Raw genomic sequence first — 13,403 nt, forward strand, 5'->3', positions numbered from 1 at the left:
TTCACATAACCTGATTTTTATTATGGCTGAAAATATTTTCAGGCGTATATTCCTGCCATTATCAGGATTGTTACCAACCGGCAAAACCTGATCCCACTTGCGATATTATTACCGCAACGGGATCGGGTTTTTTTGTTTCTTTTAGATGGAGTCATTTATTTAACGGCTGACAAGGAAGGCTATAATGAAAAACAGGAACGTTTTTTTACTGGCGCTGCTCGCCGCCGTGGCCGCCCATGCTGAAGAAAGCGGCGGCGATTTCCAGCGATTTTTAAAGGAGACGCAGCTCGATCTTACGTTGCGCAGCCACTGGAAATACCTGAAAGAGAATGAGGCGCAGCCCAAAGCGGTGCACAACGCCTGGGGGGCCGCAACCACGCTGGATTTCCGCTCCGGCTGGCTGGGTGATACCCTGGGCTTCGACGCCAGCTACACCAGAGCCGCTAAGCTGGCGGCCAGCGACTACTTCGCCACGCGCGGCATCCTTTACAATCACGGCGCGGGCTTCGATAAAAGCAACGCCGGCGGCTTCAGCCGCTTCGGGCAGCGCTACCTTAAGCTAAAGCTGGGTGACGACGCGTTCGGGCTGAAAGCAAAAGGCGGCTGGCACCAGTTGAAAAACGTGGGCGTGCTGACCAACACTTACCGCCTGTCGCGCAACAGCTATCAGGGCTACAGCGGCTCGCTGCGCTGGCAGAACCTGCAGCTGGATATGGCCTGGGTAACGCGCTCCATCATGTATGATTCACCCGATAGCGTGCATTTTCTTACCCTTGATGGCAAAGAGATCGACAGTATCCTGACCGGCGGCCTGAGCTGGGAAAAACAAAATGCTGTGTTCTCCTGGGCATGGGGCGAGTCGAAGGATTATCTGCGTCGTCACCTGCTGGAAATTACGTATCCGCTGACGCCGAAATGGGCGCTGGCGTCACAGATTTACGGCAGCCAGGCGCTGGAAAAATATAAAGCGATGCCGCAAAGTAAAAAACAGTTTAACGACAGCGCCTGGCACTATGCCGGAGAAGTACGCTGGCAGGATGACAGCTGGATACAGAAAATCGGTGTTGCCTGGACGCGGGCAGAAAAGCGCAACGGGGTGGGCTATTACGATCGCTATATAGGTAAAAATACCCGTGGCCGGTTTAATGCCTTAACGTCTGCCGGAAAAGATTATCTGCGCGACGGCGAACTGGCGCTGACCTCCTTTACCGAATATCAGTTTACTGAAAGTTTAGCCAGCGGTATTCAGGTTAACTACGGCCAGTTTTCTTATAAAAATAATAAAATTCGCACCGGGGAAATTACCTGGCTGAATCGCTGGCAGCCACGTGAGGGTCAGCTAAAAGATTTAACGCTGGCCGCACAGTTAGGCTATGGCTGGTCATATAAAAATATTAACGCCACGCCGATCCTTAATTCTGCGGGCGAGTATCAGCGTTCGCCGAGCCTTTCTGCTGAAGTCGGCGTGACCTGGAAGTTCGGTCTTTTATAATCAGGGGGAAATATGAAAGGAATAACACAGGCGCTGCTCTTTGCTTTTTTACTGTTAAGCAGCTGGGCCAGCTTTGCTGCTGACGTGGAGCTTTATGTGGTGCGCCACGGCAAAACCTTGTTTAACACCGTACATCGCGCGCAGGGCTGGAGCGATACGCCCTTAACGGCGGAAGGCGTGGAGGTAGCCAAAAAAGCGGGGCGCGGGCTGAAGCCGGTAGACTTTATTGCCGCATGGAGCAGCGATTCGGGCCGGGCCAGGGAAACCGCAAAGCTGATTCTGGCAGAGCGTGATAAGTCGTTACCTCTTCAGGAGCGTGAGGCGTTAAGAGAAGTCTTTTTTGGCTCTTTTGAAGGCGACACCAATGAAAATATGCTGACGGTGGCGGGGAAAAAGAGCGGTTACGCCTCGTCAGCCCAGCTGATGACGGCTTTCAACAGCAAGAAAGTCGACATTGTGGAGATCGTGCAGATGATCCACGCGGCCGATCCTTCCGGTCAGGCAGAAAGCTATCAGCAGGTGGCGCAGCGGGTTAACAAGGTAATTAAGGAAATTGCCCGACAGGCGCAGCAGCAGGGCGGCGGCAACGTGCTGATCGTCACGCACGGTATGACCATCATGACGCTGCTGCACGAGCTGGGCGATAAAGCGAAGACGCACTCGCTCAGCAATGCCAGCGTCACCCGTATCCGCTATACCGATGCCGGGAAGTTTATTATTGAAGCGATCGACGACCTAAGCTACGTGAAAAAAGGCTCGCAGCTGGCCGTGACGCAGTAGTCTGCGTCCGCTGTGCTACAGCGAACGAATAGCCTACATCTGGTGTGATACAGCGATGCCGCGAACGAATAGCCTGCGTCCGCTGTGATACAGCGATACAGCGATACAGCGAACGCAGTAGCCTGGATCCACTATGCTACAGCGAACGCAGCATAGTAACTTCGCAGTCCACGTGGCCGGTGTTGCCCATCGGCCCGTCAATATGCTGAAAGCCCAGGTACTCATAAAGGCGCACGGCGCGGGTCAGCGACGCGGTAGTCTCCAGGTAGCAGCGCTTAAAGCCCAGATCACGCGCATGTTCCATGGCCCGCAGCGCCAACGCTTTCGCCACGCCCAGACCGCGCAGCTCGGGCATAAAATACATTTTTTGCAGCTCGCAAACGTCCGCTTCGCTACCCTGGAGGGGAGCCACGCCGCCGCCGCCCATAATTTTTCCGTCCAGCTCAATCACCCAGTAGGCGCTGTTGGGCTGGCGATAGAGTTCGCAAAGCTGGTCAAGATTGGGATCGGCGACCGTAAAGCCTTTGTCGGCGGTCAGGCCAAATTCCGCCGAAACCTGACGGATAACGTGAGCGATATGCGGATTATCAGCGGGTTGAATAAGCCGAACCCGGATATCGGCTGAAGAGGTGCTGGTCATAACCTGGGGCCGTTTTTTAGATAGTTTGGCAGTGTAATACCATCCGTTGGCCGAGGATGCAATCTTCCGCTTCCATGCAAAAGGGAAACCTGGCCGGGAAAATAAGAGTGGGAAAGCAGGCGGTGATGGCGGCAGCGCAGGCCAAAGCCGCCTTTACGGCTTTGTGGCGCGCCGCGCGGGCATCATGCGCGCCAGCGTATCATCTTTCAGAAAATAGTGATGGAAGAGGGCGGCCAGCGCGTGCAGGCCAATTAGCCAGTAGCCAAGCGGCGCCAGCGTCTCGTGCCAGTGGATAAGCGTTCGCGCCAGCGCCGGATCGGGATTTGCAGATACCGGCATAGTCGCGCCAAACAGCCACCACTGCCGTCCGGAGAGATAGCGCGAAGAGAGGCCCAGCAGCGGCAGCACGATAAACAAGGCGTACAGCGTGGCGTGCACCAGGTGTGAAAGCCCTTTTTGCCAGCTCGCTATCGGCGGCGCAATAGCCGGGCTGCGATGGCGAAAGCGCAGAAAGATACGTGCCAGCATCACCAGCAGTACGCCAAACCCTGCGCTGAAGTGCGTAATGATCATGGCGAACCCTTGCCAGGAACCGCGCTGGGCAAAGCCCCGCAGTTCAATGGTGGCGTAGGCAACGGTGAGCAGGAGCACGGTCAGCCAGTGGAGCGCGATCTGCGGCCTGGCGTAGTTGTCAGACATTGTTTTATCCGTAAAAAATAACAGACCGTTAATGTATCACCGCTTTCTTAAAGATTTGTTTGGCTGCGTTTTTTAACGCATAAAAAAACGCTCCGCAAACAGGTTACGGAGCGTTCAGTATTAACGGCGCGGTTAACGCCGTCCGGCTGGCATGGTTACAGCGCGGCGATAACGGCCTGCTGCTCGATCAGCTTGAGCTTAGCCTGCTCGAACTCGGCCATGCGCTCGCGCTCTTTCGCCACCACGGCTTCCGGCGCGCGCGAGACAAAGCCTTCGTTGGAAAGCTTGCCTTCGATCTTGCCGATTTCCACTTCCAGCTTGCTGACTTCTTTCGCCAGACGCTCCAGCTCGGCGGTTTTATCCACCAGGCCAGCCATTGGGATCAGCAGCTCCGCGCCGTCGATGATCTTGGTGACCGATACCGGGCCTTTCTCGCCGGCGGCCAGGCAGGTCAGGCTGTCCAGACGCGCCAGCGATTTCAGGAAGTTATGGTTGTCGGTCACGCGACGTACCACGTCAGCGCTTGCGCCGCGCAGCAGCACATCCAGCGGTTTGGACGGCGACAGGTTCATCTCGGCGCGAATATTACGCACCGCGACAATCGCCTGCTTCAGCCATTCGGTATCGCTCAGCGCCGCCTCATCCACCTTCGCCTCTTCAAATTCCGGCATCGGTTGCAGCATGATAGTGTCGTCGCTGATGTTCTTCAGCACTTTCACCTGCTGCCAGATGGTTTCGGTAATAAACGGAATAATCGGGTGCGCCAGGCGCAGCAGCGCTTCCAGAACCACCACCAGCGTATTGCGGGTGCCGCGCAGCTGGGCTTCAGAACCGCCGTTCATCACCGGCTTGGTCAGCTCCAGATACCAGTCGCAGAACTGGTTCCAGGTGAACTCATACAGGATGTTGGCGGCGATATCGAAGCGGTAGCTGTCCAGCGCGCCACGGTAAGCCTTCACCGTCTGGTTGAATTCGGCAAGGATCCAGCGATCCGCCAGCGACAGCTCCAGCTCGCCGCCGTTAAAGCCGCAGTCCTGCTCCTGAGTGTTCATCAGCACAAAACGGCTGGCGTTCCACAGCTTGTTACAGAAGTTGCGGTAGCCTTCCAGGCGCTTCATATCCCAGTTGATATCACGACCGGTAGAGGCCAGCGCCGCCAGCGTAAAGCGCAACGCGTCGGTGCCGTGCGGTTCGATACCGTTCGGGAACTGCTTCTCGGTGCGCTTGCGGATTTTCTCCGCCAGCTGCGGCTGCATCATATTGCCGGTGCGTTTCTCCAGCAGATCTTCCAGCGAAATGCCGTCAACCATATCCAGCGGATCGATGACGTTGCCTTTCGACTTGGACATCTTCTGGCCTTCTTCGTCGCGGATCAGACCCGTCATATAAACGGTCTTGAACGGCACCTGCGGCTTGCCGTCTTCATCTTTGATAAAGTGCATGGTCAGCATGATCATGCGGGCAATCCAGAAGAAGATGATGTCGAAGCCGCTGACCAGCACGCTGGTCGGATGGAAGGTGCTCAGATCCGGCGTTTTTTCCGGCCAGCCCAGCGTGGAGAACGTCCACAGCCCGGATGAGAACCAGGTATCCAGCACGTCTTCGTCCTGGTTCAGCGCTACATCCGCGCCCAGGTTGTTTTCCGCGCGCACTTCTTCTTCGGTGCGGCCGACGTAGACGTTGCCTTCGGCATCGTACCAGGCCGGAATACGGTGTCCCCACCACAGCTGACGGGAAATACACCAGTCCTGAATATCACGCATCCAGGAGAAGTACATGTTCTCGTACTGCTTAGGCACAAACTGAATATCGCCCTGCTCAACGGCTTCCACCGCGACTTTTGCCAGCGGCGCGGTACGCACGTACCACTGGTCGGTCAGCATTGGCTCGATCACCACGCCGCCGCGATCGCCGTAAGGCACGGTCAGGTCGTGCGGTTTGATTTCTTCGAGCAGGCCAAGCGCATCTACGGCGGCAACAATGGCTTTACGCGCGGCAAAACGCTCCAGCTTCTGGAACTCTGCCGGAATGTCGCTGCTGTAAACGTCAGACTCTTCGCCGTTGGTGTCATAAACCTGAGCGGCTTCACGGATGTCGCCATCAAAGGTCAGGATGTTGATCATCGGCAGCTGGTGACGACGGCCCACTTCATAGTCGTTGAAATCGTGCGCTGGCGTGATTTTCACGCAGCCGGTGCCTTTTTCCATGTCGGCGTGCTCGTCGCCCACGATCGGAATGCGGCGGTTGACCAGCGGCAGCACGACAAATTTACCAATCAGATCTTTATAGCGTGGATCTTCCGGGTTAACGGCTACGCCGGTATCGCCCAGCACCGTTTCAGGACGGGTCGTGGCCACCACCAGGTAATCTTTGCCGTCAGCGGTTTTCGCGCCGTCCGCCAGCGGATAGCGGATATGCCACATAGAGCCTTTGGACTCGCGGTTTTCCACTTCCAGATCGGAGATAGCGGTGCGCAGTTTCGGATCCCAGTTCACCAGGCGTTTGCCACGGTAAATCAGGTTCTCTTTGTAGAGGCGCACAAACACTTCTTTGACCGCGTTGGAAAGGCCGTCGTCCATGGTGAAGCGCTCGCGCTCCCAGTCCACGGAGTTGCCCAGACGGCGCATCTGACGGGTAATGGTGCCGCCGGATTCCGCCTTCCACTGCCAGATTTTTTCGATAAAGGCGTCGCGACCGTAGTCTTTACGCGTTTTCCCTTCTTCAGCGGCAATTTTGCGCTCCACTACCATCTGCGTGGCGATGCCCGCGTGGTCCGTGCCCGCCTGCCACAGGGTGTTTTTTCCCTGCATACGCTGGTAGCGGATCATGGTATCCATGATGGTTTGCTGAAACGCATGACCCATATGCAAGCTACCGGTGACGTTCGGCGGCGGGATCATGATGCAGAAGCTTTCCTGGCTGGTGTCGCCGTTTGGCTTAAAGTAGCCCTGCTGTTCCCAGTGCTCGTAGAGCGGCTGTTCGATATCTTGCGGGTTATATGTCTTTTCCATTTCTGCTATGTCGTTGGGGGCACGGGCGGCGTGGCCGTATTCAAGTGGAATCCGACGCTGCGATAGGCTTTATAGCGATCGCGCGCCAGCTGTTTCAATTCTTCTTCGTAAGGCACGAAGTCTATCACTTCCTGGAAAGCGGTGGCAAAATCTGCGAACTGCGGCAGCAGGCTGATCAGCAGATCTCTTGGCGCGTTGCCGCGGCGCTGCGGCCAGGCCAGCTCGACCGGCGCGCCGTATTTCGGCCCTTCGCCCGCCAGATTGTGCGGCACAAAGGCGCTGGCCGGACGGCGCCACAGCGCTTCATCCAGGCGGATCGCCTGCGCTTCATCTTCGCAGGCGACCAGCACGCGCTTTCCCTCGCGCCAGCGCGTTTCCGCCAGCTCGCAGACCAGCGCTTCCAGCGCGCTGAGCCCGTCAACCGGCGTGTCGCTTTCCAGCAAATAGAAGGTGGCGTTTTTCATGATTTAGTCGTCGCCGTTCAGACCGGCGCGGTTCAGCAGGAACTGCGACAGCAGGGCGACCGGACGACCGGTAGCGCCTTTGGCCTTGCCGGAGCGCCACGCCGTACCGGCGATATCCAGATGTGCCCAGTTATATTTGCGCGTAAAGCGAGCCAGGAAGCAGGCTGCGGTGATTGCGCCGCCGGGACGGCCGCCGATGTTTGCCATATCCGCAAAGTTAGAATCCAGCTGCTCCTGATATTCGTCGGCCATCGGCAGACGCCAGGCGCGGTCGCCCGCCTGTTCAGAAGCGCCGATCAGCTCGTGCGCCAGCGGGTTATGGTTCGACAGCAGGCCGCTGACGTGATGGCCCAGCGCAATCACGCAGGCGCCGGTCAGCGTCGCCACGTCGATAACCACGTCCGGATCGAAACGTTCGACGTAGGTCAGCGCGTCGCACAGCACCAGACGGCCTTCCGCATCGGTATTCAGCACTTCAACGGTCTGGCCGGACATAGTGGTCAGCACGTCGCCGGGACGATAGGCGCGGCCGCCAGGCATGTTTTCACAGCCCGCCAGCACGCCAACCACGTTCAGCGGTAGTTTCAGCTCGGCCACCATGCGCATCACGCCGTAAACGGAGGCCGCGCCGCACATATCATATTTCATCTCGTCCATGGCTTCGCCAGGCTTAATCGAGATGCCGCCGGAGTCAAAGGTCACGCCTTTGCCGACCAGCACGATAGGACGGCTGTCCGCGTCCGGGTTACCTTTGTATTCGATCACCGACATCAGCGATTCGTTCTGCGAACCGGCGCCGACGGCGAGATAGGCATTCATGCCCAGCTCTTTCATTTGCTGTTCGCCAATCACGCGCGTGGTGACGTTGCTCCAGCCGTCCGCCAGCTGGCGCGCCTGAGAGGCAAGATAGGCGGCGTTGCAGATGTTCGGCGGCATATTGCCGAGATCCTTGGCGGCTTTGACGCCGGCGGCCACGGCCAGGCCGTGCTGGATGGCGCGCTCGCCGCTGGTCAGCTCGCGACGGGTCGGCACATTAAACACCATTTTACGCAGCGGGCGACGCGGTTCGACTTTGTTGCTTTTCAGCTGATCGAAGCTGTAAAGCGTCTCTTTCGAGGTTTCCACCGCCTGGCGGACTTTCCAGTAAGTGTTGCGGCCTTTCACGTGCAGTTCAGTCAGGAAGCAGACCGCTTCCATCGAGCCGGTATCGTTCAGGGTGTTAATTGTCTTCTGGATCACCTGCTTGTACTGACGTTCGTCCAGCTCGCGCTCTTTGCCGCAGCCGATCAGTAAAATGCGCTCGGAGAGAATATTCGGCACATGATGCAGCAGCAGCGTCTGGCCGACTTTTCCTTCCAGCTCGCCGCGACGCAGCAGGGCGCTGATGTAGCCGTCGCTGATTTTATCCAGCTGTTCAGCAATGGGTGACAGCCTGCGCGGCTCAAACACGCCTACCACAATGCAGGCACTGCGCTGCTTTTCCGGGCTACCGCTTTTTACACTGAACTCCATGCACTCTCCTGAATCTTAAAGACAACGGCGCTTGCTGCGGCTAGAATATAGCGCTTGTTAACCGCATAATGCCGGGGCAACGCGCCGTGTAGCGTTACGGGCGTCAGATTTTGTTCGGGTGATGCCCCTTAGGAATAATCGGGTAAACGTTTTTTTTTGCATCACCGGAACGCGATTATTGTCATACTAGTTTAGCTACGACCGAGGCCATTGATGAGAAAAAATGGCGTATAAGCGATGAAACTATCGATTTTCCTGCAAAAAGACAAGTTTTCACAGGCGTATTCAGCGTGATTATCATTAGATATCTGGTAAGAGAGACGCTCAAAAGCCAGCTGGCTATCCTCTTTATTCTGCTACTGATCTTCTTTTGTCAGAAGTTAGTCAGGATCCTGGGAGCCGCGGCGGATGGCGAAATTCCCACAAATTTAGTTCTGACACTGTTAGGTCTTGGCGTTTCAGAGATGGCGCAGCTCATTTTGCCGTTAAGCCTCTTTTTAGCCATCTTGATGACGCTTGGCCGTCTGTACAGCGAGAGTGAAATCACCGTGATGCACGCCTGCGGCCTGAGCAAGGCCGTATTGGTGAAGGCGGCGATGGTGCTGATGCTGTTTACCGCAGTGGTCGCCGCGGCGAACGTCGCCTGGCTTGGCCCGTGGTCGGCGCGCTATCAGAATGAGGTGACGAAGAACGCTAAGGCTAACCCTGGCGCGGCGGCGCTGGCTGCCGGGCAGTTCCAGCAGTCGGGCGACGGTCAGTCGGTGCTGTTTATCGAAAACGTGAAGGGCAACAATTTCGGTAACGTCTTCCTGGCGCAGCTGCGGCCTAAAGGCAACGCGCGTCCTTCGGTCGTGATGGCGGATAAAGGCCATATGACGCAGCGCGCCGACGGCTCGCAGATAGTGACGCTGGATAAAGGCACGCGCTTTGAAGGCACGGCGCTGCTGCGTGATTTCCGCATTACCGATTTCCAGAACTATCAGGCCATCGTCGGGCATCAGGAAGTGCTGCTGGATCCCAACGACGCCGAGCAGATGAACTTCAGCGCGCTGCGCCATTCCGACAGGCCGGAGTTCCGCAGCGAGCTGCACTGGCGCTTTACGCTGGTGTTCTCGGTGCTGGTGATGGCGCTGATGGTGGTGCCGCTCAGCGTGGTGAACCCGCGCCAGGGCCGCGTGCTTTCTATGCTCCCCGCGATGCTGCTGTATCTGGTGTTCTTCCTGCTGCAAAGCTCGCTGCGCTCCAGCGGCTCGAAAGGACGTCTCGATCCGGCTATCTGGATGTGGGTGGTGAACCTCTCCTATCTGGCGCTGGCGATCCTTCTTAACCTGTGGGATACGGTGCCGATGCGCCGTCTGCGCGCCCGCTTCACCCGGGGAGGATCGGTCTGATGTTTGGCGTTCTCGACAGATATATCGGTAAAACGATTTTCAACACCATTATGGCGACGCTGTTTATGCTGGTGTCGCTCTCCGGCATCATTAAGTTTGTCGATCAGCTGCGCAAAACCGGACAGGGCGACTACACCGTGGTCGGCGCCGGGCTTTACACCATCCTCAGCGTGCCAAAAGATATTGAGATCTTCTTCCCTATGGCCGCGCTGCTGGGCGCGCTGCTGGGCCTGGGCGCGCTGGCGCAGCGCAGCGAGCTGGTGGTGATGCAGGCTTCCGGCTTCACCCGGATGCAGATTGCCGCTTCGGTGATGAAAACGGCGATCCCGCTGGTGCTGCTGACCATGGCTATCGGCGAGTTCGTGGCGCCGCAGGGCGAGCAGATGGCGCGTAACTATCGTGCGCAGCAGCTGCTGGGCGGTTCGCTGCTCTCCACGCAGAACGGGCTGTGGGCGAAGGATGGCGATAACTTTATCTTTATCGAACGCCTGAAGGACAACAGCGAGCTGGGCGGCGTCAGTATCTACAACTTTAACAAGGAGCGCCGTTTACAGACGGTGCGCTATGCGGCTTCTGCCAAATACAACACGGACAAAAAGCAGTGGGATCTGTCGGAAGTGGACGAGTCTAATCTGACCAATCCGCAGCAGGTTACGGGCAGCCAGACCCTGACCGGCGAATGGAAAACCTCGCTGACGCCGGATAAACTGGGCGTGGTGGCGCTGGATCCGGACGCGTTATCGATTAGCGGGCTGTATAACTACACCAAATACCTTAAGCAGAGCGGACAGGTTGCGGGCCGCTATCAGCTGAATATGTGGAGCAAGATCTTCCAGCCGCTGTCGGTGGCGGTGATGATGCTGATGGCGCTGTCGTTTATTTTTGGGCCGCTGCGCAGCGTCTCGATGGGGATGCGCGTGGTCACGGGCATCAGCTTCGGCTTCCTGTTTTACGTGCTGGATCAGATCTTCGGGCCGCTCAGCCTGGTATATAACATTCCGCCAGTGCTTGGCGCGCTGCTGCCAAGCGCCGCCTTTATGGCTATCAGCGTCTATATGCTGCTGAAGCGCCGTTAACGCTCCCGGCCGCAGGTGCTCCGCCTGCGGCCACGGTTCAGCCCCGCTTTTTATCCGCTTTCTGCCTGCCAGCCGTCGTAGCTATCCAGTGGACTTTTCTTTGCACCAGCCGTCGTAGCCTTTTAGCCTCTTTTATCTGCACGACAGACATCCTGGCTCTTCCGCCGCCTTATCCTTTCTGGCAGCCGTCGTAGCTTTCCTGGCGGTTTTTCTTCACAGCAGCCGTCGTGGCTCTTCGGCCGCTTTATCCTTTCTGTCAGCTGTCGCATCTTTCCTGGCGATTTTTTTCACACCAGCCGTCGTGGCTGTTCAGCCGCTTTTTCAGTGCGTCAGCCGTTGTGGCTTTGTGGCTGTTCTTTCCTTTCAACGGGCGCCGCCGCTGCTCGCTTTCGCTGGCCTTAACGCTTTCCCGACTGCTTTCTGCCTGCCGTTTTGCGCTTTCTGCTGGCAGCCTGCTGCGTCTTTCGTCAGTTTTGTCATCTCTGCGCGGCCCGTGGTTCATAAGTATTGCCCAAACAGCGGCGTGCAGCAGCCTTCAGTGCCGGCACCGCAAAAGAGAGGCGTACGCATTATTTACCAGTATTTTTATGCTGTTAGAAAGAAGTGGCAACCACTTATATAAGTAGCGTGCGCGCAAGGCAATATAAAGCAGAAAAAGTTCAATCAATATTTAAAAATAGTTAATGTATATATAATTAAATCGCTTACAAAATCTGTTACATTTTGCCGCTTAATTGGGGAGGCAGTCTCGAAACAGTCTACTACTATTAATGGCGTGTGCAACAAAACGTGGCGCCGGATAAAAAGATTTTTTAGTCTGTGGGGCTTTAAATCTCAGGAGTTAATTTTATGGGAAATAAAAACGCGCCGCTTACTGGAAAAGTCAAAGAGGCCGTCTCGATGCCGCTTGCTGAAGAGCAGGCTACCATCTCTAAGCAGCGCAAGGTTCACAGTCGGATTAGTCTGACGCGCTCTACGCAACAGGTAGAGAAATTACTGGAAACCGAGCTAACGCATGAGCATGTTGAAATCGAGCACGTTCCTATGAATTATCAGGTTGCCGATGATTATTCTGCTGAGATCCGTCAGGAAGGGGATGTTTTTATTATTCCCGTGATTGAAGAGCAGGTAGAAATAATCACTAAGCGGGTGCTTAAGGAAGAAATTCATATTCATAAGCATACCAGTAAAGAAGAGTTTCAGCAGAAAGTCACTCTGCGTAACCAGGAAGTAAAAATTACGAAGCAGAAACTTTAAACCTATTAACGAGGATCTATTTATGTCACATGAAAAAATCGTCACCGCATTTAATGAAGTTTCACAGGCGGAAGCGGCAAAACAGAAATTGATCGTCGAAGGTATTGCAGAGAAAAACATCGATATCATCTCCGGGGAAAGATTACGCGTAGAAGATAAAGAAATCCGTCATCCAAGCTTCTGGCAGCGCCTGTTTGGCGATGACGTTGATGATGATTACGCAAGCGAATACAGCAAGGCTATCCGTTCAGGCGGTGTGCTGCTGACGGTTCGCGCTCCGAAAGATGAAGCTGACCACATTGAACAGGAGTTGAGCGCCTTTGCCGCCGACTACTCTTCACTGAGCCATACGGATCGCGACCCGGTTAACCGTAACTATGCGGGTGAAACCAACGATCGCGGCCTGCTTACCGGTGACCAGACGGGTGCGCTGAATACCACTACCGCGCCGCTGTCCAATACCGGCACCACCGGCACGCTGGCAGACGATACGCTGCTTAACGAACGCGATTCGCTGCGTAACGAACAGGATTCACTGCTTAACCGTGACCGTACCGACCTTGCCGTTTCTGAAACCGACCGCGATTCGCTGAAGCTGGCGGAAGAGCAGGTGGATATCGGCAAACGCCAGATTAATGATGGTTCCGTACGCCTGCGTCGCTTCACCGTAGAAGATGAAGTCTCGGAAGATGTTTCGCTGTACGACCAGCACGCAGAAGTCTTCCGTCACGCGGTGGATGAGCCAGCCTATCTGAACGACGTGGACTGGTCAGAAAAAACCATCGAAGTTGAGGAATCTCATGAGATCCCAACCGTTGCGAAAACCGCGCGTATTAAAGAAGAAGTGGGCCTGCGCGGCGAAGAGACCGCTCGCGTCGAAACCGTGAAAGACAGCGTGCGTCGTCAGGAAGTGGAGGTTGAGCATACCAATGAAAATCGTACGCACAACACCAACGCCCTTAAAAACGACGTAACCCGCACCGAGACCAACCTGCGGGAAAACGAGCTGACCGACGACAAGCTGGCACCGAATAAACTGACCGATGCCGACAAGAAGTACTAATCGCTAAACTGACAACGT

The 13,403-nt window shown here is 56.0% G+C and carries 11 protein-coding genes; 6 read left to right on the forward strand and 5 right to left on the reverse strand.

All coding sequences use genetic code 11. The annotated features are described in order from the left end of the window. Positions 1 to 184: 184 nt before the first annotated feature. The gene (locus AB6T85_RS19230) at positions 185 to 1,492 is read left to right on the forward strand and encodes an OprD family porin (protein ID WP_369896378.1); all 1,308 of its coding nucleotides are present in this window, start codon (positions 185 to 187) and stop codon (positions 1,490 to 1,492) included. A 12-nt stretch (positions 1,493 to 1,504) separates the two neighbouring features. Then, positions 1,505 to 2,272, forward strand: coding sequence for a histidine phosphatase family protein (locus AB6T85_RS19235; protein ID WP_369896380.1), 768 nt, complete (start codon positions 1,505 to 1,507; stop codon positions 2,270 to 2,272). 136 nt (positions 2,273 to 2,408) lie between these two features. Here AB6T85_RS19235 and AB6T85_RS19240 read toward each other — a convergent pair whose 3' ends face one another. The 5 genes from AB6T85_RS19240 to pepA all read right to left on the reverse strand — a co-directional run bounded on the left by AB6T85_RS19240 (position 2,409) and on the right by pepA (position 8,598). Next, complete coding sequence (locus tag AB6T85_RS19240) at positions 2,409 to 2,912, reverse strand: GNAT family N-acetyltransferase (RefSeq protein WP_369896381.1); 504 nt, start codon at positions 2,910 to 2,912, stop codon at positions 2,409 to 2,411. A gap of 153 nt (positions 2,913 to 3,065) precedes the next feature. Further along, positions 3,066 to 3,611: a cytochrome b561 gene (gene cybB, locus AB6T85_RS19245; protein ID WP_253457995.1), complete on the reverse strand. Its 546-nt coding sequence runs from the start codon at positions 3,609 to 3,611 to the stop codon at positions 3,066 to 3,068. A 155-nt stretch (positions 3,612 to 3,766) separates the two neighbouring features. Then, complete coding sequence (locus AB6T85_RS19250; protein ID WP_253457998.1) at positions 3,767 to 6,622, reverse strand: valine--tRNA ligase; 2,856 nt, start codon at positions 6,620 to 6,622, stop codon at positions 3,767 to 3,769. 5 nt (positions 6,623 to 6,627) lie between these two features. Further along, positions 6,628 to 7,086: a DNA polymerase III subunit chi gene (locus AB6T85_RS19255; protein WP_253458001.1), complete on the reverse strand. Its 459-nt coding sequence runs from the start codon at positions 7,084 to 7,086 to the stop codon at positions 6,628 to 6,630. A gap of 3 nt (positions 7,087 to 7,089) precedes the next feature. Next, the gene (gene pepA / locus AB6T85_RS19260) at positions 7,090 to 8,598 is read right to left on the reverse strand and encodes a leucyl aminopeptidase (RefSeq protein WP_253458004.1); all 1,509 of its coding nucleotides are present in this window, start codon (positions 8,596 to 8,598) and stop codon (positions 7,090 to 7,092) included. 290 nt (positions 8,599 to 8,888) lie between these two features. On the opposite strand from pepA, the gene lptF reads away from it, so the two are divergent. The 4 genes from lptF to AB6T85_RS19280 all read left to right on the forward strand — a co-directional run bounded on the left by lptF (position 8,889) and on the right by AB6T85_RS19280 (position 13,385). Continuing rightward, the gene (gene lptF, locus AB6T85_RS19265) at positions 8,889 to 9,989 is read left to right on the forward strand and encodes an LPS export ABC transporter permease LptF (protein WP_369896383.1); all 1,101 of its coding nucleotides are present in this window, start codon (positions 8,889 to 8,891) and stop codon (positions 9,987 to 9,989) included. Continuing rightward, entirely contained in the window at positions 9,989 to 11,065 is a 1,077-nt protein-coding gene (lptG, locus tag AB6T85_RS19270) for an LPS export ABC transporter permease LptG (protein ID WP_253458011.1), read from the forward strand. Before lptF ends, lptG begins: the two co-directional genes overlap by 1 nt. A gap of 849 nt (positions 11,066 to 11,914) precedes the next feature. Next, entirely contained in the window at positions 11,915 to 12,322 is a 408-nt protein-coding gene (locus tag AB6T85_RS19275; RefSeq protein ID WP_369896384.1) for a YsnF/AvaK domain-containing protein, read from the forward strand. 22 nt (positions 12,323 to 12,344) lie between these two features. Continuing rightward, positions 12,345 to 13,385 carry a YsnF/AvaK domain-containing protein gene (locus AB6T85_RS19280; protein WP_301250696.1) on the forward strand — a complete coding sequence of 347 codons (1,041 nt, stop codon included), beginning with the start codon at positions 12,345 to 12,347 and terminating at the stop codon, positions 13,383 to 13,385. Positions 13,386 to 13,403 lie beyond the last annotated feature (18 nt).

The sequence above is a fragment of the Erwinia aeris genome (genome assembly GCF_041224955.1).
GTDB lineage: Bacteria > Pseudomonadota > Gammaproteobacteria > Enterobacterales > Enterobacteriaceae > Erwinia > Erwinia aeris.